The organism is Salmonella sp. 32120201201600049SM, assembly GCF_017572835.1.
In the GTDB taxonomy this organism is placed as follows: Bacteria; Pseudomonadota; Gammaproteobacteria; order Enterobacterales; family Enterobacteriaceae; genus Salmonella; species Salmonella enterica.
On record NZ_JAGESA010000008.1, the window covers coordinates 97,591 to 118,085 of the forward strand.

Sequence of the window (20,495 nt, forward strand, 5' to 3'; positions counted from 1 at the left end):
CCTGTTCAGAAAAAATGGAAGAATCGATTTAACGCGCAGACAATCAACGCGATCAAACCGACAATCTTCATGATTTTCATCACCCCGCCAGATTCCGCCTGACGGGGTGCTTCGGTTTTCGCTTCAGAAGACAATTTTTTCTCTTCTTTCTCAGCCGCCAGCCTGAGCTCTTCCGCCAGCTCCTTTTTGTCACGAATATCGCCTGGCTTCATGGCGATTTTAGATGACAATGCCTGTGTTATCAGCGCCTCCAGCGGACAGGCTTGCCCCTCCTCCAGCCGGATCAGCAGGCGGAAAAAGGGCTTTTCTTTGGGAAACGCTTCCAGCACCACCTGCTCCGCCGTCCGGTACAGATCCAACAGCGGCGTTTCGGGTTCCCCCTGGGTACTCAGCCGTGAATTTGCCCACGCCATCGCTTTTCGCTTATAAAACAGGGAGTCAACAAATGAACGCCCCAGCGGTGATAACCTACCGCTGTGCAAAATGTCGGCCCACAGTAAACGCGTGCGCGCACTTTCACCGGGCACATATTCGGCATCCGCCATACAGCGCGCTTCGACCGCCATCACCGCCAGCGGGAAGAAATCGGGCCGATGCTGGCGGCACCAGCCCAGCAACAGGTCGTCCGCCTGCGTGGAGGGATAACGCTGCCAGAAATCGCAAAGATCGGCCAACAGGCTTTCCCCTTCACCGCAGAGCAAACGCTGTTTGCACAGGTAATAGTGCGCATCTTCGTTATCCGGCTCCGCGGCCTGCCAGCGACGAGCAATATCGGCCAGTTCCGCCATGCCCCACTGCTCGGCGCTAAACCAGTGTAATAGTTTACGATGCAGCTGTTTATCATCGGGAATTATCCAGGCTCCCTGAACCTGTAGAGCGTCGGCAAAATGTTCGGGATAAAAGCGCCAGATATGCTCAAGCTTAAAAAAGTAGGCGTCAGTTTGGTCTTGAACAACAAGAGGCAATTTGGCCAGACTTAGCAGATCAAACGCATCGCCCCGCTTTACGGTCTCCAGAAATGCTTCCAGCTCTTCTCCCTCAGCATCATCGTCTGCTTCCTGCGGCTGCCAGTTCAGACGCTGCGCCAACAATGCCAGGCAAGACAGCGAGATCGTTTCCGTTTTCATGGCGATGTCGCACAACTGCCAGCGCAGCTTATCTATCTCATCCATTGAACACTGGTTCAATTGCTGAATAAATTTCTGCCATGCCGAGGGTTGAAAGCGATCGCGCTCTGATGCCAGCAATTCCCTGAACGCCACCAGTATTTCATGTTCGTCGCCCACCTCTTCCGTTTTTGCGTCCTCCGCAGGCGAGGCGGCCCAGTGCTGCGCTTCTTCATAGGCCTGGCGCAATCGCTTAAAACCCTGCGGATCGCTCTCAGGGTGGAATGAGGGCAACAGGGCAAGATAAGCCTGACGGATACATTCCAGATCGGTGGTAGGTTCAATGCCCAGGATTTCCCAACAGATATTCATAAATCGCTCACTCCTTTAAGCGTTTCCGGGCATGTCGGTTGTTCGTTGAGCGGACGCCACGGTAGCTGCGCATAATAACTCTCTGTCGTAGAGGCCAGTTCATTAAACATCCGCGCGCCTGAAGCGTCGTACTTTAGGTGAGCGAAATATGCCTGTATGGTGTCCCCTTTAGCCTGCCAGTACAGCCGACCCAACGAATAGGCGGCAAAATATTGCGTCCAACCGTCGTAAAAATAGTACGCCCGCGCATAGATACGCGATTGCAGCCACAGGCTTTCCTCTTCCGTCAGCCATTGATTCAACACCCCCATCCGGCATAAAAACCCCATACGCACATAGTCCCAGGCTTTAATGCCGCCACGCCCGCAGCATAGTGCGGTTTCGGCAACAAATCGCGCATAAATCTGGCCCTGTTCGCTAAGCTGTGCGGTGAATTCGCGCCATTGATGAGGAGATAGCGTAAACCAGCGGATATAAAAGGGAGCCAAATCTGCCGCATGACCGTCGTCCGTCATTCGATAGATGGTTTGAATAAGATCTTCACGATTATCAATCCCCCATGAATCGGAGAGATCGACAGCAGGAATTCCGGTATACATTGCTGGAGAGGTATGCGAAGGCTCATTGCCGATATATAGCACCTCCATCGGCGTGGAGAGCGCAAAAAGTAAATATTGTTCTTCCTTGTCCATATTCGATATCCCTAATGCATAAACTGGCGTAATACATGGCCGACAACGCCAATAAATAAAATGATTTTAATCACCTGCCAGAGGCCAAAGCCGCCGCCAGATTCCTCCGTACTCGGCGAAGTCACCGTCGTCACCGGTTCTTCATCTGCGACTACAGCTTCACACGGTGTGGCGACAGCCGCAGCCCGCCCCAGCAACCCGCGAATAACCAGCGCTTCCAACGGGCAGATATCCGGCGCATCAAGCTTCGTTACCAGACTCTGTAACAATGCCGCTGACGGCTCCTCGGCGCACGCCAGGCTATCCGCCACCTGATACAACAGCCAGTATGGATGCTGGCTATGCGCCTCACTCACCGCTGGCGCGCCATAATTCAAACGCCGCGCAATAAAACTTTCGCTTAGCGGCGATAATGCGCCGCTGTGCAGCGCCTCGGCCCACAGCAAGCAGGAACGAGCGCTTGAGCCGGGAATATACAGCAGCTGTTCAGCGTTAATATCCACCTGCTCACGCCCCTCAACCGCCATCACCAGCAGCGGGAAAAAGTCCGGTCGATGCTGACGGCACCAGCGCAGCAACAGATCGTCAAGCTGGGTAGAAGGATGCGCCCACCACTGCGCGTAAAGTTCTGGCAGCAGGCTATCGCCTTCACCGCAAAATACGCGCTGGGCTAAGTAGTAATAACCCGGCGTTGCGTTATCGGGTTCGGCTTCCTGCCATGCCAGGGCGACAGGCAGCAGCTCCGCAATACCCCAGTGCAAGGTGCTGAACCAGCGTAACAGACGTCGTTGAAAGCGTAGATTGTCCGGGATAATCCAGGCGCCGTGCTGCGCCATAAGTTGGGCGAAATAGAGAGGATGCTCGAAAAAGGTGTTGTCCAGGGCATCATAAAAAGCAATGGTCTGGTTTTGTACCGCCACTGGCAAATGCAGCAATAGCGAATAATCAAACAGGTCGCCACGGCGGATTTCAAACAAAAGATCCTCCACCTCCTCGGCATCGACATCTCGATTATCACTCCCCTGTTCCCAGGCCAGGCGATCTGACAGCAGTTTCAGACACGAGTACGAAATAGGAAAGGTCTTCATCGCGATAGCGCACAGCCACCAGCGCGATTTTTCGACCTGTGAAATCGATAATTTATTGATCTGTTGGATAAACTCCTGCCATGCCTGCGGCTGAAAGCGCCGTTCGCCATCCGCCAGCAAATCACCGAATATCTCCCTGAGATAATTCACCCACGGGGTATCGGGATCCTCATCAACCACCGTAATGGCGGGCGATGTTGTCCCCTGCAATGCATTCTCATAGGCTTCTCGCAATTGCTTAAAACCCTGCGGATCGGTTTCCGGGTGAAATGACGGCAGCAGCGCCAGATAAGCCTGACGAATGGCGTCGGTATCCGTGGTGGCCTCAATGCCAAGGACTTGCCAACAGGTTTTCATAGATCGCTCACCTCCTGAAGCGTGTCCGGGCATTCAGGGTAATGGGGCAAGTAGCGCCACGGCAGCGTGGCGTAAAAACTGTCCTTCCCTGCGATCAGCTTATTCATCATACGTCGCCCCGCGTCGTCAAACTCCTTACGGGCGAATGTCTCGCGTAGTAACGGTAGGTTATCGCCATTCCGTAACTGCCAGTACAAACGCCCGGTGTAATAAGCGCTGAAATACGGCAACCAGCCGGAATAATAGCTGAGCGCGCGAAGCTGTATCCGCGACTGCAGCCACAGGCTCTCCTCTTCCGTCAGCCATTCATTGAGCACGCCCATGCGGCAGAGAAATCCCATCCGCACATAATCCCAACTGCGAATACCACCTTCGCCACAACACACGGCGGTATCGGCGACGAATCGGGCATAAATGCGATCTCCCTCGTCCAGCGCGTCGGTATACTCCTGCCACTCCTGCGGCGCATACCTAAACCAGCGGCGATATAGCCATTCCAGTTGCGTGGCATGACCGTCATCCGTCATGCGGGAAATGGTCTGAAGCAGTTCATCGCGATTTTCAATACCCCACGACGATTCAAGATCGAAACGTTTTACACCTAAATACATTTTCGGTGACGAATGTGAAGGTAAACAGTCCTCGTTCAATACTTCCATCGGCGAGGAAAGTGCAAAGAGTAAATATTGTGATTCTTTATCCATAATAAATCGCCAAAATATATTCACACCACAAATAAAAACGCAATTGAAAACTAAAATAGAGTACAACAAAGCCAAATCGCAATATATTATTAATCTAAAAAACAATGGCGGGATAAATTAAAAAATGAATCATTCCATAACCAGTCATCCCTGCGACAACGTATCTTTAGCACAATTAACCGAACTGGCGCAGTCAGGAAATAGTGAAGCTCAATATATATTAGGCCGTTTATATAATGACGAACGTATAGATGGCAGCGAAGAGGATAAGCTCTCTTTTTATTGGTTGCAGCAGGCAGCTGAACAAGGACACTGCGAGGCGCAATATTGGCTCGGCTTACGATACAAAGACACGCCTACCGACATGAAAGATAATACGCTGGCTTTATTCTGGTCAGAAAAAGCCGCACAGCAAGGACACCGCCACGCTTTCAACACATTAGGCTGGGTTCAGGAAGGAGAAACCGGGATGGCGCCAGATTATGCCCAGGCCGTTGCCTGGTATCGCAAAGGAGCAGAACAGAGCCACAACCTTGCGCAATATAATCTCGGGAGAATGTATCATTCAGGAACTGGCGTAGAGCAAAATGATACACAGGCACTCTACTGGTTTAAACAGGCAGCATTACAAGGCCATTGCGCCAGCCAGGAAAGACTGGCGTATATGTATGGCAATGGGAAAGGATGTCGAAAAAATTTATCCCTTGCCGCCCTTTGGTACAAGAAGAGCGCGCTACAAGAGAGCAGCTACTCGCAATATCAGATGGGCTATTGTTATTACATCGGAAAAGGTATCAAACAAGATTACCAGCAGGCAATATACTGGTTTCGAAAAGCGGCAGACCAGGGTGACGATGATGCCTATAACAGTATCGGCTGGATGTACAAATGCGGTCATGGCGTCGAGCAAAATTATTCGCTAGCACTGGAATGGTTCCACAAATCAGCAGAATGTAACAATCCATCGGGCTGGTACAACCTCGGATGCATGTACAGAGATGGATACGGTACCGCACAAGACCTACAACAAGCGCTCTACTGGTTCAAAAAAGCACAGCCCACGGGCAAATGGGACGTCGACGAAGAGATTCGCCAACTAGAGGCACAGTTGAATGCTTAACATGGCGGACGGTCCCCGTCCGCTCACGATAATAAACCTTACGGCTCAAACGGCCTGCGCTGAAACTGATCGTGGCCACACTTCGGGCAGAGCGGCAACACATCCGGCGTGTACACCGCCAGATGATAGTGGCACTTCTCGCACACCAGATTCCCCAATCCCACCACTTCGCCACTGTGATACACGCCGTGGTGATTCAAATCCTGGAAGACTTCACGCCATTCCAGCTGGGTTTTGTCGGTAATGTCCGCCAGTTCCTGCCAGAGACTCTCTTTAATCACCCGCAAGAAGACGCTATCTTCCTGGCTCTCTTCGTAGCTCATGGCGAACTCTTCCAGATCGCGTCTGACAGCGCGCGTCAGTTCGTCCACCTCGGTTCGCGTTAACTCCCCTGTTTGCATCACGCGCTGGCGCGCCTGCTCCACCAGCGCATCAATGTCGCGCTCGCCATTGCGTAAACGCTCGCTTAATGAGGCCACCAGTTCACGGTAATATTGAGCAACCTTGTTCATCACTTCACCTCTTGGATCGTTAACTGTCTATAATAATAGACGTTATTTGCGTTACGCTTTGCAAGGCTGCCCACAGAGTCTGTAAATTCTTGTCAGGCCGACTCACGTATCCAGCGCGTCAGCGAGGTACGATCGACATTTAATCGTTTCGCCACTAACGATTTATTATCCCTTTCCGCCTCTAATAATTTTCTCAAAATACGCAGGCGAATCGTTTTATAATCGCCAGCCAGCATCTGGCAGTCGTGGCAGGTAGTTGGCTCGCGTCGGCTCCCCTCTTCCAGATCGTCCAGCAAGAGGCGACCCTCATCCAGCGTTGCCGGGGAGTGATCAATAGAGAGTACCAGCCGTTCGATAATATTGCTTAACTGCCTGACGTTTCCGGGCCAGGCGAAGCGCTGAAGCTCTTGCCACAGCGCCGGGGTTAACGTTAGTGCCGGGCGTTTATAATGCTGGCTGAAACTAGTAAGCAGCGACAGGCCGATGGCTTTGATATCCTCCGGACGTTTGCGTAGCGGGATGGTGGTCACTTTTAATACGTTAAGCCGATAGTAAAGATCTTCGCGAAATGTCCCGTCCGCAATGAGCTTCGTTAACGTCTGATTGGTCGCCGCAATCACGCGAATATCAACAGGTATCATCTGGTCTGAGCCCAGCCGCATAATCTGCCGCTCCTGCAATACCCGTAATAAGCGCGTCTGTAGCGGTTTATCCAGCTCGCTAATCTCATCCAGAAAAATGGTACCGTGGTGCGCTAATTCAAACAGGCCTATTTTGCCTTTCGGCGACGCGCCGGTAAATGCGCCGGCGACATAGCCAAAGAGTTCGCTCTCCAGAATCTGAGGGGCCATCGCGCCGCAGTTAATGGCGACAAACGGGCCGTTGACGCGTTGGCTGGCATTATGAATACTTTGCGCCAGCACCTCTTTCCCCGTCCCGCTTTCGCCATTAATTAAGATAGTCGCGTCCGTACCGGCATAATTTTTAATGATCGCCAGACGACGCAGCATTTCCGGGTTTTCGGTAAGCAGATCGTCGAAATGATAGCGGGCGCTCAAGCCGCGGCGAGACAGTTCCTGGCGGCGAACATGATGTTCCGCCCCCTGTAAACTGGAGACGGTTTGCATCGTCAACACCACCCGGCTTAACTGTCTGGCCGCAAATACCGGATACAGATTAACCACCATCGCGCCTTGCGGCGTATCGACGACTTTCGCGCTGACGGTTTTTCCCTCACGTAATGTATGCCGCTCCTGGTGCAATACCTGTTTCAGGAAAGATGCGTCATAAATTTCACCGGAGGCGTTAATTTTAAAAAGTTGGCTCGCATATTTATTGTAATGCAGTAACGCGCCGGTATCATCAAGCGTGATAACAGCTTTATCAAACTGATCGAGAATCAGCTGCAGATGATGGCGCTCCAGTAATTGGCTGCGAAAAGCCAGATATAATGAGCGGGCTTCTTCCAGAGCTTCGGTTATTGAGGCGGGGCTGGAATCAAGTAAACGGAATTGCGAGCCCAGCGGTGAAAAATAATCCTGACAAACGGTATCGCCAACAATGCAATCTAATGGCGTGGACGCTAATTGCCGCTTCAGGCAAGAAATCGTTTCTTTATCATTTCCCTGTAAGGTAAAAATTTTATAGTTAATATTTAACTGTTCCGCTACGCGCGCGCATCCTTTGATCACACTGGAAAAGCCGACAATACCGACAGTGCCTTTTTGTCCTTTAAAAGGGATAAGCGCATCAAGAATGTCGTAGCCGGACATTTTAATTTCGACTACCGGTAATTTACTGTGCTTTTTTAATATTTCCGCACAGCCGCCACGACTAATCAGTACCTGGTGCCCACGGGACTCTAATAAAGGTAGCTCATCCAGGATACGATTAAGCGTCGTTTGATGAATAGTGACGGCGTAATCCAACTGCGCGACCAGCGCCTCGGCAGCCTTTGCCAGTTGCGGGTAAGGAGAGACAAAACAGAGAGGAGATGCGGCTATATCTTTCGTCTTATTCATCACTCACCATCCTGTTGGTTTATGAACGGGCGAGACCGCCCGTCGTGATTTATTTTCCGCCGAAACGCTAACCGCCTGCGGCGGCTGGGTTCAGTTTACGATCGTAGCGTTTTTTTATCCATACGGTCAGGAAGGGGGCGCACAGAACGGTAATAATCGTCGAGGCCGCCACCTGTGCCGCCGCCGTCGACGCCAGGTCGGTAAAATACGGATCGAGCAGCGCGATTGCCGCTGGCGTCGCGACGGCGTTGCCAGAGGTGGTGGATACCGCCGCGCCTGCCACGCCACTGCCTCCCGTCACACGATCGGCGAAAATATTAAAAAATCCGCCAATCGCCACCGTCATGAGTCCCAGTAAAATGCCTGAAGAACCTGCCGTGATAAGTCTTGCGAAATCAATACCGTATCCTAACCCAAAGGCAAAAAAGGGAATCGTTACCACGCTGCCCTGTTTAAGAAACTTGCGCATGTCCTCATCCAGATTACCCAAAATCATGCCAATGATAATGGGAATAATAACCGCCACCAGATTCATAAAGGGTATCGACACCATGCCTGCCGATCCTAACGCCAGCATGGTGAAAAAGGGACCATCGTTCAACGATATTACCGCAATCGCGCCGCCGTCGGTTTCATCGCCGTACTCCCCCACCAACGCTGCATATAACCCACTGTTCGAGTTGGTCATCGCCGAAATAATCGCTAAAGCCGACAGACCTAATAACCCATCCGGGCCGCAAAATTTTCCGACCAGAATGCCAATAATCACGCCGCTGGCAAATTTCGCAAAGGTGATAGCAGCGCCTTTTTTCAGCGCTTTCGGCGCGGCTTTAAACTGGATATCCGCGCCCATACAGACTAAAAACATGCCTAAAATCGCCATTGCGCCATGCGAAATAGAAGTGACAAAACCGCCTATTTCCAGCGCCTCCGGGGCAAAGGTTTTAAACAATGCGCCGATGATTAGCGGTACAACCATCATACCACCAGGAAAACGTTCCAGTGTTTTTTTAATTTTCATAGCTTATTCCCAGGAGATAACCGGACAGCTTGTGCTGCCCGATTTGATATCAGAACGTCGGCGCGATCTTATAAATAGAGAATTCGTTATGACCTAAATCTTCTGATTTAGTCGTTTTCCCATTCGCGACACGTAAAATTTCCTGATAAATTTCCTCGCCCATTTGTGTAATAGAAGCCTCGCCAGACATAATGGCGGACACATCAATATCAATATTGTCCTGCATCATTTCCCACGTTGCTTTATTACCCGTAATTTTTATTACCGGCGCTATTGGGTTACCGGCAGGCGTTCCGCGACCCGTAGTAAAAATAACGATCTGCGCTCCACCCGCCACCATGCCGGAAATAGATTCAATATCCTGCCCCGGGGTATCCATAATCCACAGGCCCGGATGCGTTGGACTATCGGCATATTCCAGGACGCCCTGTAACGGCGCATGACCTGCTTTATGCATACAGCCTAACGATTTTTCTTCAATGGTAGTCAACCCGCCTTTAATATTGCCCGGCGTCGGCTGTCCCCCGCGAATATCCTCGCCCAGCGCTTTTGCTCGCGCCTCGCAGCCGACCACTAAATCAATAAGCTGTTGACCAACCTCCGGCGTCACCGCGCGTTTCGCCATCACATGCTCGGCGCCAATAAATTCCGTCGTTTCAGAAAGAATTGAGCTTCCGCCGCAGCGTATCAGCTTATCCGAGGCGACCCCGCAGGAAGGGTTAGACGCCAGCCCCGATGTCGTATCTGACCCGCCGCACTCCATCGCCAGCAGCAGCTCGCTAACCGGTGCTTGCTGCGGTTTTTGCATGGAGAGTTGTTGCGCATAGTCGCGGGCCAGCGAAATCCCCCTGGCCTGACATTTAAGCGTGCCGCCCTCTTCCTGAATGGTAATGCAGGAAGTCGGTTTGCCAAATGCGGTAATCTCTTCTGCGATGCGCAGCGGCTCCGCGCCTTCACAGCCTAAGCCCACAACCACAATAGCGCCGACGTTGGGATTATTCGCCACATTAATCAATGTCTTTTCCGTCAGACGCGCATCGCCTGCTACCTGGCAGCAGCCAAAATCGTTATTCACCCATGTCGCGCCTTTTACCTGCCGGGCAATATCCTGGGCAACTTTATTCGCACAAACGCTGGTAGGTAAAATCAGTACATAATTACGGATGCCAAAACGGCCGTCAGGGCGGCGGAAACCCAAAAAAGTCTCATTGCTCATAATCATTTTCCCTTGTTTTATATTATTTCCAGTCACCACGTCCGCGTTCACTTTCCACATTGTGGACGTGTACATAGTCGCCACTTTTTATTTCCTGAGTGGCGCGGCCAATGGATTCGCCATATTTATAAACTTCGCCATGAAAAGGCACATCGCAGATGGCGAATTTGTGACCAAATGGCACATCCTGATGTAACACAACGCTTATCTCGCGTTCGCCAATGAACATTGTGGCGGTTTCGCCGGCCTTGAGCGCCGTAATAGCCGTCGCGACGCAATCCTGAGGGTGAATCACCACTGCATTTTTTTTCACGATTAACTCCTTTGCTTTAGTCCTGTCTTCCCTAATCAAAAGACGTGCCACTTTTTAACAACATGATTTATATGACTTTATTTTCATGAGATGATCTGGCGATGACAGGAACTGCGGTAATTTGCCTCAGTCGTGTCGCATTTTGCGTCACCTGCTCATGGACGCCTGGCGCGACAAATGTTCTACCCCCTGTTTTGACGTGCGTGTTTGGGCTATGCTATGCGGATCTAAACACCACCTCTAAAGCTACATTTGTAGCTGTATCGAAAACAGGACTACTGGCTGCCATGCAAGAGCAATACCGCCCGGAAGAGATAGAATCCAAAGTACAGCTTCACTGGGATGAGAAGCGCACATTTGAAGTGACCGAAGACGAGAGCAAAGAGAAGTATTACTGCCTGTCGATGCTTCCCTATCCTTCTGGCCGACTACACATGGGCCACGTACGTAACTACACCATCGGCGACGTGGTTGCCCGCTACCAGCGTATGCTGGGCAAAAACGTGCTGCAGCCAATCGGCTGGGACGCCTTCGGCCTGCCGGCGGAAGGCGCGGCGGTGAAGAACAACACCGCGCCGGCACCGTGGACGTACGACAACATCGCGTATATGAAAAACCAGCTCAAAACGCTGGGTTTTGGCTATGACTGGAGCCGTGAAATCGCGACCTGCACCCCGGAATACTACCGTTGGGAACAGAAGTTCTTCACCGAGCTGTATAAAAAAGGCCTGGTGTACAAGAAGACTTCTGCCGTTAACTGGTGCCCGAACGATCAGACCGTTCTCGCCAACGAACAGGTGATCGACGGCTGCTGCTGGCGTTGCGACACCAAAGTTGAGCGTAAAGAGATCCCACAGTGGTTTATCAAAATCACCGCTTACGCAGACGAGCTGTTGCGCGATCTGGATAAGCTGGACCACTGGCCTGATACCGTAAAAACGATGCAGCGCAACTGGATTGGCCGCTCTGAAGGCGTGGAAATCACCTTCGATGTGAAGGGTTACGATAACACGCTGACCGTCTATACCACCCGTCCGGATACCTTTATGGGCGCCACCTACCTGGCAGTGGCCGCCGGTCATCCGCTGGCGCAAAAAGCGGCGGCGAACAACGCCGAGCTGGCGGCGTTCATCGACGAATGCCGTAACACCAAAGTGGCCGAAGCCGAAATGGCGACCATGGAGAAAAAAGGCGTCGACACCGGCTATAAAGCGATTCATCCGTTAACTGGCGAAGAGATCCCGGTCTGGGCGGCAAACTTTGTCCTGATGGAGTACGGCACTGGCGCGGTGATGGCCGTTCCGGGTCACGATCAGCGCGACTACGAATTTGCCTCCAAATACGGTTTGACCATCAAGCCGGTGATTCTGGCCGCTGACGGTTCCGAGCCGGATCTTTCCGAACAGGCGCTGACCGAAAAAGGCGTGCTGTTTAACTCCGGCGAGTTCGACGGTCTGGCCTTTGAAGCGGCGTTTAACGCCATTGCCGATAAACTGGCGGAAAAAGGCGTCGGCGAACGTAAAGTGAACTATCGTCTGCGTGACTGGGGCGTTTCCCGTCAGCGTTACTGGGGCGCGCCGATCCCGATGGTCACCCTGGAAGACGGCACCGTGCTGCCGACGCCGGAAGATCAACTACCGGTTATTTTGCCGGAAGACGTCGTCATGGACGGCATCACCAGCCCGATCAAGGCCGATCCTGAGTGGGCGAAAACCACCGTTAACGGTATGCCGGCGCTGCGTGAAACCGACACCTTCGACACCTTTATGGAATCGTCATGGTACTACGCGCGTTACACCTGCCCGCAGTATCAGGAAGGAATGCTGGATTCGAAAGCGGCAAACTACTGGCTGCCAGTCGACATCTACATCGGCGGTATTGAACATGCCATCATGCACCTGCTCTACTTCCGCTTCTTCCATAAGCTGATGCGCGATGCGGGCATGGTCACCTCTGACGAGCCGGCTAAGCAGTTGCTGTGTCAGGGCATGGTGCTGGCGGATGCGTTCTATTATGTCGGCGAGAACGGCGAACGTAACTGGGTTTCGCCAGTTGACGCTATCGTCGAGCGCGATGAAAAAGGCCGCATCGTCAAAGCAAAAGACGCAGCGGGTCATGAGCTGGTCTACACTGGCATGAGTAAAATGTCCAAGTCGAAAAATAACGGTATCGACCCGCAGGTAATGGTTGAACGTTATGGCGCGGACACGGTACGCCTGTTTATGATGTTCGCTTCTCCGGCGGATATGACTCTGGAATGGCAGGAGTCCGGCGTAGAAGGCGCAAACCGCTTTATTAAACGCGTCTGGAAGCTGGTTTACGAACACACCGCTAAAGGTCCTGTCGCGGCGCTGAACGTCAATGCGCTGAGCGAAGATCAAAAAGCGCTGCGTCGCGATGTGCATAAAACCATTGCCAAAGTGACCGATGATATCGGCCGCCGTCAGACGTTCAACACCGCCATTGCGGCGATCATGGAGTTGATGAACAAACTGGCGAAAGCCCCGCAGGAAGGCGAACAAGACCGCGCACTGCTTCAGGAAGCGCTGCAGGCCGTCGTGCGTATGCTTAACCCGTTCACCCCGCACGTCTGCTTTACCTTGTGGCAGGAACTGGGCGGCGAAGGTGATATCGACAACGCGCCGTGGCCGGTTGCCGACGAGCAGGCAATGGTGGAAAACACCACGCTGGTTGTCGTGCAGGTTAACGGTAAAGTTCGCGGTAAGATCACCGTTGCGGTGGATGCCACCGAAGAACAGGTGCGTGAACGTGCAGGCCAGGAACATCTGGTGGCAAAATATCTTGATGGCGTTACCGTGCGTAAAGTGATTTACGTTCCGGGTAAACTCCTCAATCTGGTTGTTGGCTAAGCGCGGGAGGAAGCGTGCGATATCTGGTAACACTGTTGTTATCTCTGGCGGTGCTGGTCACCGCCGGATGCGGCTGGCATCTGCGTAGCACTACGCAGGTTCCGGCTTCAATGAAAACGATGATCCTCGATTCCGGCGATCCGAACGGTCCGCTAAGTCGTGCGGTACGTAATCAGTTACGGCTGAATAACGTAAACCTGCTTGATAAAGACACAACGCGCAAAGACGTTCCGTCTCTGCGGCTTGGAACGGTGACTATTTCGCAGGATACGGCGTCAGTGTTCCAGGACGGCCAGACGGCGGAATATCAGATGGTGATGACCGTCAATGCCTCGGTATTGATTCCGGGCCATGACATCTATCCTATCAGCACGAAAGTGTACCGTTCGTTCTTCGATAACCCGCAGATGGCGTTGGCGAAGGATAACGAGCAGGCCATGATCGTTCAGGAGATGTACGACAAAGCCGCTGAACAGCTGATTCGTAAGCTGACCAGCGTCCGCGCGGCGGATATTCAGGCGACGAAAGAGGAGGCTACCGCCGACAATGAGACGGCGGCGCCCGCCTCTACGCCAGCACGCGTCTCCACTACGCTGAGTAACTAATGATCAGGTTGTATCCTGAACAACTCCGCGCGCAGCTCAACGAAGGGCTGCGCGCGGCATATCTGCTATTGGGCAACGATCCGCTGCTGCTGCAGGAAAGTCAGGACGCTATTCGTCTGGCGGCTGCGTCGCAAGGCTTCGAAGAGCACCACGCTTTTACTCTCGATCCCAGTACCGACTGGGGATCGCTTTTCTCACTCTGCCAGGCGATGAGCCTGTTCGCCAGCCGTCAAACGCTGGTGCTGCAACTGCCGGAAAACGGGCCTAACGCGGCAATGAATGAGCAACTCGCCACGCTGAGCGAGCTGCTGCATGACGACCTGTTATTAATAGTACGCGGAAACAAGCTCACCAAAGCGCAGGAAAACGCCGCCTGGTATACCGCGCTGGCAGACCGTAGCGTTCAGGTCAGTTGTCAGACGCCGGAGCAGGCGCAGCTTCCCCGCTGGGTGGCCGCCAGAGCGAAAGCACAGAATTTGCAACTGGATGACGCCGCGAACCAACTGCTGTGCTATTGCTATGAGGGCAATCTGTTGGCGCTGGCGCAGGCGCTGGAACGGCTGTCGCTGCTTTGGCCTGACGGTAAGTTAACGCTTCCTCGCGTGGAGCAGGCCGTCAATGACGCCGCCCACTTTACCCCTTTCCACTGGGTGGATGCGTTACTGATGGGGAAAAGCAAACGCGCGCTGCATATTCTGCAACAGCTACGCCTTGAAGGCAGCGAGCCGGTCATTCTGCTGCGGACCCTCCAGCGAGAGTTGCTGCTACTGGTAAATCTCAAACGTCAGTCCGCGCATACGCCGTTACGCGCGCTGTTTGATAAACACCGGGTCTGGCAAAACCGTCGCCCCATGATCGGCGACGCGTTGCAGCGTCTCCATCCTGCACAGCTTCGCCAGGCCGTGCAGTTACTGACGCGTACAGAAATTACGCTCAAACAGGATCATGGTCAGTCGGTATGGGCAGATCTTGAAGGGCTGTCGCTCCTGCTCTGCCATAAGGCGCTGGCAGACGTATTTATTGATGGGTGATATGAAATCGTTACAGGCTTTATTCGGCGGCACCTTTGATCCGGTGCATTATGGACATCTTAAACCTGTTGAAACGCTGGCGAATCTGATCGGCTTATCGCGGGTGATTATTATGCCTAACAATGTGCCACCGCATCGCCCCCAGCCGGAAGCCTCCAGCGCGCAGCGTAAATATATGCTGGAGCTGGCTATCGCCGATAAGCCGCTTTTTACGCTGGATGAACGCGAGCTACAGCGAAACGCGCCCTCTTACACTGCGCAAACGCTGAAAGCATGGCGCGAAGAACAGGGTCCCGAAGCGCCGCTGGCGTTTATTATCGGCCAGGACTCGCTGCTTAACTTCCCCACCTGGCATGATTACGACACCATCCTTGATAACACTCACCTGATCGTTTGTCGTCGTCCCGGCTATCCCCTTGAAATGACGCAGGCGCAACACCAGCAGTGGCTGGAACAGCATCTGACCCATACGCCGGACGATCTGCACCAGTTGCCAGCCGGTAAAATTTACCTGGCGGAAACGCCCTGGCTTAATATCTCCGCAACCCTCATCCGCGAACGGCTGGAAAAAGGCGAATCCTGCGACGATCTGTTGCCGGAAAACGTGCTGAACTACATCAATCAGCAGGGGTTATACCGGTAAGCACATTGCGCAGCGCCGACAGCAGACGCTCGTTTTGCGCAGCGCTGCGTATCGCCACACGATAATAGCGGCTGTCCAGCCCCGGGTAGTTAGCGCAGCTACGAATTAAAATCCGCTGCGTCAGCAACCGCCACTGCAGGTCAATATCCTCTCGCTCACAGCGTAACAACAGATAGTTTGCCCGCCCGGGATAGACCGTCAGCAGGGGGAGCTGACAAAGCGCCTGATAAAACCGGGCGCCCTCCTCCCGTAACCAATGCCAGGTCGCCTGTTGCCAGGCGCTATCCTGTAACGCTACCTCACCGGCCAGCGCCGCCAGCGCGTTAACCGACCACGGCATTTGTTGGCGACGCATCCGCGCCACCGCCGCGTCATCGCTGTTGACGAGATATCCCAACCGCAGGCCGGGAATGGCATAAAATTTGGTCAGCGAACGCAGCACCCAGATATGCGGATTATCTTTAAGAGCAGGAATAAAGCCCGCCTCATGCGGAATAAAATCGATAAACGCTTCATCCAGGATCAGGTTAATGTTCAGCGATTTGCAGCGATCGGCAATGGCCTGTAATAACTGCCGCTCCGGCAGCAGGCCGGTAGGATTATTGGGCGTACACAGAAACAGGCAGTCCAGATCGGGCGTCAACGCCTCAAGAATGGCATCGGTAAGCTGCCAGCCATCCGCTTCGCGTAGAGACCAGCGACGAATTTCACAGCCACTTTGCGCCAGCGCCCGGCCATACTCCGCGAAACCTGGCGTGACAATCATTGCACGACGCGGTTTAAGACCGCTCGCCACGGTAAAGATTGACTCCGTCTCGCCATTTCCCGCCAGTATCCACGATGCCGGCACCTGATGATGACGCGCCAGCGCCTGGTGCAAATGAAAATAATCGGCGTCCGGGTAGCGCTCAATGCAGTCCAGATTGTCGATAAGCGCGCGTTTCACGCTGACAGGCATACCCAGCGGATTAATGTTTGCGCTAAAATCCAGTAACTGGTCAGGCGAGATGCCCAACACCGTCGCGGCTTCCCGAATATTACCGCCATGCGCGCTGTTGAATAACGCCATTATGCCTCCGGCCAAAAAACGCTATTTTAGTGAAAAAAACGTTGCGCAATCAGGGGCATTATCATGTTTTGCGCATTTAACCTCATGAGGAATACCATGCGATTGTGGCTGGTGCGTCATGGCGAAACCGAGGCCAATGTCGCCGGGTTGTATAGCGGACATGCTCCCACGCCGTTAACGGAAAATGGGATTGGCCAGGCGAAAACGCTACATACTTTATTGCGCCACGCGCCATTTGACCGGGTGTTATGCAGCGAGCTGGAACGCGCGCGCCATACCGCCCGGCTCGTACTGGAGGGCCGGGATACGCCGCAACACATCTTACCTGAGCTTAATGAGATGTACTTCGGCGACTGGGAAATGCGCCATCACCGCGACCTCACCCATGAAGATGCCGAAAGCTATGCCGCCTGGTGTACGGACTGGCAGAATGCGGTTCCGACCAATGGCGAGGGTTTTCAGGCTTTTACCCGGCGCGTAGAGCGCTTTATCTCGCGACTCGACGCGTTTAGCGATTGCCAGAACCTGCTGATCGTCAGCCATCAGGGCGTACTCAGCCTGTTAATTGCCCGTCTGCTCGCAATGCCCGCCGCCTCGCTATGGCATTTCCGGGTAGAACAGGGATGCTGGAGCGCAATCGACCTGTGCGAAGGGTTCGCCACCCTGAAAGTATTAAATAGTCGTGCCGTCTGGCGGCCTGAGTGATGAATTTTCCGTTTTTTCTCGCCGCAGCGGTTTCGCCCATTGACAGCCCCCGACAGGCTGTTATTCTCCGCAGCCAGGCTTTTTTCACCTTGCAGAGCTTTGCAGAAATTGTTTTACAAAAATGGCGATGCTTTCTGTGACGTGGGATGGGATGATAATCTGGTTTTAAACGCCGATCCGGCGACATAAGTCCCGGTATCGCCGCTGATTCAGGTATACTACACGGCGTCCCGCCGGAAGGTTAGCGTTAACTCGCAACGCCTTACCGGTCCAGCCTGTTGGCCTTTTTTCTATCGTTATAACGCAATTATTCACCCAGGGGGAAAACTTGCAGGGTAAAGCACTCCAGGATTTTGTTATCGACAAAATTGATGACCTGAAAGGTCAGGACATCATCGCCTTAGATGTTCAGGGTAAATCCAGTATCACCGACTGTATGATTATTTGTACCGGCACCTCCAGCCGTCACGTTATGTCTATTGCCGACCACGTGGTGCAGTCGTCGCGCGCGGCCGGTATGCTGCCATTGGGCGTCGAAGGCGAAAATGCGGCTGACTGGATTGTCGTCGATCTGGGCGATGTGATTGTGCATGTCATGCAGGAAGAAAGTCGCCGCCTGTATGAACTGGAAAAACTCTGGAGTTAATGCGTGAAGCTGCAACTTGTCGCTGTCGGCACGAAGATGCCCGACTGGGTTCAAACGGGATTTACGGAATATCTGCGTCGTTTTCCGAAAGATATGCCCTTTGAGCTGATCGAAATCCCTGCGGGCAAACGCGGCAAGAACGCGGATATCAAACGCATTCTCGACAAAGAGGGCGAGCAGATGCTGGCCGCCGCCGGTAAGAATCGCATTGTTACCCTGGATATTCCAGGCAAGCCGTGGGATACGCCGCAGTTAGCCAATGAGCTGGAGCGCTGGAAACAGGACGGGCGCGACGTCAGTTTGCTGATTGGCGGCCCGGAAGGATTATCTCCCGCCTGCAAAGCGGCAGCGGAACAGAGCTGGTCGCTCTCGGCGTTAACGCTCCCTCACCCGCTGGTTCGGGTTCTGGTTGCGGAGAGTTTGTACCGGGCGTGGAGCATCACAACCAACCACCCTTATCACCGTGAGTGATCGTGAAGTCTTGAGAAGATTAAGCAGCGGATGAAACGACAAAATTCTTTTCGTGACTATACGGCTGAGTCCGCACTGTTTGTGCGTCGGGCGCTGGTCGCCTTTTTGGGTATTTTGCTGCTGACCGGCGTACTGATCGCCAATTTGTATAATCTGCAAATTCTCCGTTTTACCGATTACCAGACCCGCTCGAACGAAAACCGTATCAAGCTGGTGCCAATTGCGCCAAGCCGCGGGATAATCTACGACCGTAACGGCATTCCCCTTGCGCTGAACCGCACTATCTATCAGATTGAAATGATGCCGGAAAAGGTGGATAACGTTCAGCAAACGCTGGATGCGCTACGCAGTGTGGTCGATTTAAACGACGACGATATCGCCGCCTTTAAAAAAGAGCGCGCCCGATCCCATCGCTTTACTTCTATTCCGGTGAAAACAAACCTGACGGAAGTTCAGGTCGCGCGCTTTGCTGTCAACCAGTACCGTTTTCCGGGCGTCGAAGTCAAAGGCTATAAACGCCGCTATTATCCATACGGATCGGCGCTGACCCACGTTATCGGCTACGTATCGAAAATCAATGATAAAGACGTCGAGCGTCTCGACAGAGAAAACAAACTGGCGAACTACGCCGCCACCCATGACATCGGCAAGCTGGGCATTGAGCGCTACTATGAAGATATTCTGCATGGGCAAACCGGTTATGAAGAGGTTGAAGTCAACAACCGCGGTCGCGTTATTCGCCAGCTTAAAGAGGTGCCGCCGCAGGCCGGACACGATATCTACCTGACGCTGGATCTCAAGCTCCAGCAGTATATTGAAACGCTGCTGGCAGGCAGTCGCGCGGCGGTGATTGTCACCGATCCGCGTACCGGCGGCGTGCTATCGCTGGTCTCCATGCCAAGTTACGACCCTAACCTTTTCGTGGACGGCATCTCCAGCAAAGATTACTCCGGGCTGCTTAACGACCCGAACACGCCATTAGTGAACCGCGCGACTCAGGGTGTCTACCCACCCGCTTCTACCGTTAAGCCTTACGTCGCCGTATCGGCGTTAAGCGCTGGCGTCATCACCCGTAACACCAGTCTTTTCGACCCTGGCTGGTGGCAGTTGCCGGGGTCTGAGAAACGTTATCGCGACTGGAAAAAATGGGGCCACGGGCATCTGAATATCACCAAATCCCTTGAAGAGTCGGCGGATACCTTCTTCTATCAGGTAGCCTATGACATGGGGATCGATCGCCTGTCAGAATGGATGGGTAAGTTCGGCTATGGTCACTATACCGGAATTGATCTCGCAGAAGAGCGCTCTGGTAATATGCCGACCCGCGAGTGGAAACAGAAACGCTTTAAAAAACCGTGGTATCAGGGCGATACGATTCCGGTGGGCATCGGCCAGGGCTACTGGACGGCAACGCCGATTCAGATGAGTAAGGCGCTGATGATCCTTATTAACGACGGCGTAGTTAAAGTCCCGCACCTGTTAATGAGCACCGCGGAAAACGGTAAACAGGTGCCGTGGGTACAGCCGCATGAGCCGCCGGTGGGCGATATTCACTCCGGCTACTGGGAAATTGCGAAAGATGGCATGTATGGCGTCGCCAACCGCCCTAACGGCACGGCGCATAAATATTTTGCCAGCGCGCCCTATAAAATCGCGGCGAAGTCGGGCACCGCGCAGGTCTTTGGCCTGAAGGCCAACGAAACGTACAATGCGCATAAAATCGCCGAGCGCCTGCGCGACCATAAATTGATGACCGCCTTTGCGCCGTATAACAATCCCCAGGTCGCCGTCGCGATCATCCTTGAAAACGGCGGCGCAGGCCCGGCAGTAGGCACGATCATGCGCCAAATCCTTGATCACATCATGCTGGGCGACAACAACACCCATTTGCCTGCGGAAAACCCGGTGGTTGCAGCGGCGGAGGACCAATAAT

Annotated in this window: 19 protein-coding genes; 9 read left to right on the forward strand and 10 right to left on the reverse strand. The window is 53.3% G+C overall.

The features are described 5' to 3' along the window. Positions 1–5: 5 nt before the first annotated feature. Genes J4650_RS16275 through J4650_RS16290 form a run of 4 tightly spaced genes read right to left on the reverse strand, consistent with a single transcriptional unit; the run spans position 6 to position 4,319 of the window. Positions 6–1,478 carry a J domain-containing protein gene (locus J4650_RS16275; RefSeq protein ID WP_023993208.1) on the reverse strand — a complete coding sequence of 491 codons (1,473 nt, stop codon included), beginning with the start codon at positions 1,476–1,478 and terminating at the stop codon, positions 6–8. Continuing rightward, positions 1,475–2,170 (reverse strand): DUF1266 domain-containing protein, encoded by a 696-nt coding sequence (locus tag J4650_RS16280; protein ID WP_000356622.1) that lies wholly within the window; start codon positions 2,168–2,170, stop codon positions 1,475–1,477. The genes J4650_RS16275 and J4650_RS16280 overlap by 4 nt, the downstream gene beginning before the upstream one ends. 11 nt (positions 2,171–2,181) lie before the next feature. Continuing rightward, complete coding sequence (locus J4650_RS16285; RefSeq protein WP_000845201.1) at positions 2,182–3,615, reverse strand: J domain-containing protein; 1,434 nt, start codon at positions 3,613–3,615, stop codon at positions 2,182–2,184. Continuing rightward, positions 3,612–4,319, reverse strand: coding sequence for a DUF1266 domain-containing protein (locus tag J4650_RS16290; protein WP_001575803.1), 708 nt, complete (start codon positions 4,317–4,319; stop codon positions 3,612–3,614). The genes J4650_RS16285 and J4650_RS16290 overlap by 4 nt, the downstream gene beginning before the upstream one ends. 124 nt (positions 4,320–4,443) lie before the next feature. Between J4650_RS16290 and J4650_RS16295 the strand changes: the two genes are divergently transcribed. Then, on the forward strand, positions 4,444–5,439 hold the full coding sequence (locus J4650_RS16295; RefSeq protein WP_023993209.1) for a tetratricopeptide repeat protein: 996 nt from the start codon (positions 4,444–4,446) through the stop codon (positions 5,437–5,439). 38 nt (positions 5,440–5,477) lie between these two features. Here the strand turns inward: J4650_RS16295 and J4650_RS16300 are convergent, their stop codons facing one another. The 5 genes from J4650_RS16300 to J4650_RS16320 all read right to left on the reverse strand — a co-directional run bounded on the left by J4650_RS16300 (position 5,478) and on the right by J4650_RS16320 (position 10,573). Beyond that, positions 5,478–5,951 (reverse strand): zinc ribbon-containing protein, encoded by a 474-nt coding sequence (locus J4650_RS16300; protein WP_001044885.1) that lies wholly within the window; start codon positions 5,949–5,951, stop codon positions 5,478–5,480. A gap of 92 nt (positions 5,952–6,043) precedes the next feature. Next, positions 6,044–7,972: a sigma-54-dependent Fis family transcriptional regulator gene (locus J4650_RS16305; RefSeq protein ID WP_001044182.1), complete on the reverse strand. Its 1,929-nt coding sequence runs from the start codon at positions 7,970–7,972 to the stop codon at positions 6,044–6,046. A gap of 67 nt (positions 7,973–8,039) precedes the next feature. Beyond that, positions 8,040–8,993, reverse strand: coding sequence for a 2-keto-3-deoxygluconate permease (locus J4650_RS16310; protein WP_023993210.1), 954 nt, complete (start codon positions 8,991–8,993; stop codon positions 8,040–8,042). A 49-nt stretch (positions 8,994–9,042) separates the two neighbouring features. Then, positions 9,043–10,215, reverse strand: coding sequence for a UxaA family hydrolase (locus tag J4650_RS16315; protein WP_001670689.1), 1,173 nt, complete (start codon positions 10,213–10,215; stop codon positions 9,043–9,045). Between the two features lie 16 nt (positions 10,216–10,231). Continuing rightward, positions 10,232–10,573: a UxaA family hydrolase gene (locus tag J4650_RS16320; RefSeq protein ID WP_001574029.1), complete on the reverse strand. Its 342-nt coding sequence runs from the start codon at positions 10,571–10,573 to the stop codon at positions 10,232–10,234. Positions 10,574–10,809: 236 nt separating this feature from the next. Here J4650_RS16320 and leuS point away from each other — a divergent pair, with 236 nt between their 5' ends. Genes leuS through nadD form a run of 4 tightly spaced genes read left to right on the forward strand, consistent with a single transcriptional unit; the run spans position 10,810 to position 15,671 of the window. Beyond that, positions 10,810–13,392, forward strand: coding sequence for a leucine--tRNA ligase (leuS, locus tag J4650_RS16325; RefSeq protein WP_023993211.1), 2,583 nt, complete (start codon positions 10,810–10,812; stop codon positions 13,390–13,392). 14 nt (positions 13,393–13,406) lie between these two features. Further along, on the forward strand, positions 13,407–13,997 hold the full coding sequence (gene lptE / locus J4650_RS16330) for an LPS assembly lipoprotein LptE (RefSeq protein WP_001269950.1): 591 nt from the start codon (positions 13,407–13,409) through the stop codon (positions 13,995–13,997). After that, positions 13,997–15,028 carry a DNA polymerase III subunit delta gene (gene holA, locus J4650_RS16335; RefSeq protein WP_023993212.1) on the forward strand — a complete coding sequence of 344 codons (1,032 nt, stop codon included), beginning with the start codon at positions 13,997–13,999 and terminating at the stop codon, positions 15,026–15,028. The genes lptE and holA overlap by 1 nt, the downstream gene beginning before the upstream one ends. A gap of 1 nt (position 15,029) precedes the next feature. Next, positions 15,030–15,671, forward strand: a complete 642-nt coding sequence (gene nadD, locus J4650_RS16340; RefSeq protein ID WP_001518902.1) for a nicotinate-nucleotide adenylyltransferase — start codon at positions 15,030–15,032, stop codon at positions 15,669–15,671. Here the strand turns inward: nadD and cobD are convergent. After that, positions 15,646–16,740: a threonine-phosphate decarboxylase CobD gene (gene cobD, locus J4650_RS16345; protein ID WP_124234984.1), complete on the reverse strand. Its 1,095-nt coding sequence runs from the start codon at positions 16,738–16,740 to the stop codon at positions 15,646–15,648. The genes nadD and cobD overlap by 26 nt on opposite strands. A gap of 96 nt (positions 16,741–16,836) precedes the next feature. Here cobD and J4650_RS16350 point away from each other — a divergent pair, with 96 nt between their 5' ends. The 4 genes from J4650_RS16350 to mrdA all read left to right on the forward strand — a co-directional run bounded on the left by J4650_RS16350 (position 16,837) and on the right by mrdA (position 20,494). After that, positions 16,837–17,445 carry an adenosylcobalamin/alpha-ribazole phosphatase gene (locus tag J4650_RS16350; RefSeq protein ID WP_023993213.1) on the forward strand — a complete coding sequence of 203 codons (609 nt, stop codon included), beginning with the start codon at positions 16,837–16,839 and terminating at the stop codon, positions 17,443–17,445. Positions 17,446–17,773: 328 nt separating this feature from the next. After that, positions 17,774–18,091, forward strand: coding sequence for a ribosome silencing factor (gene rsfS / locus J4650_RS16355; RefSeq protein ID WP_001161670.1), 318 nt, complete (start codon positions 17,774–17,776; stop codon positions 18,089–18,091). A 3-nt stretch (positions 18,092–18,094) separates the two neighbouring features. Beyond that, entirely contained in the window at positions 18,095–18,562 is a 468-nt protein-coding gene (gene rlmH, locus J4650_RS16360) for a 23S rRNA (pseudouridine(1915)-N(3))-methyltransferase RlmH (RefSeq protein WP_000776107.1), read from the forward strand. A gap of 30 nt (positions 18,563–18,592) precedes the next feature. Next, positions 18,593–20,494: a peptidoglycan DD-transpeptidase MrdA gene (gene mrdA / locus J4650_RS16365; RefSeq protein WP_000828700.1), complete on the forward strand. Its 1,902-nt coding sequence runs from the start codon at positions 18,593–18,595 to the stop codon at positions 20,492–20,494. Position 20,495: the final 1 nt, after the last annotated feature.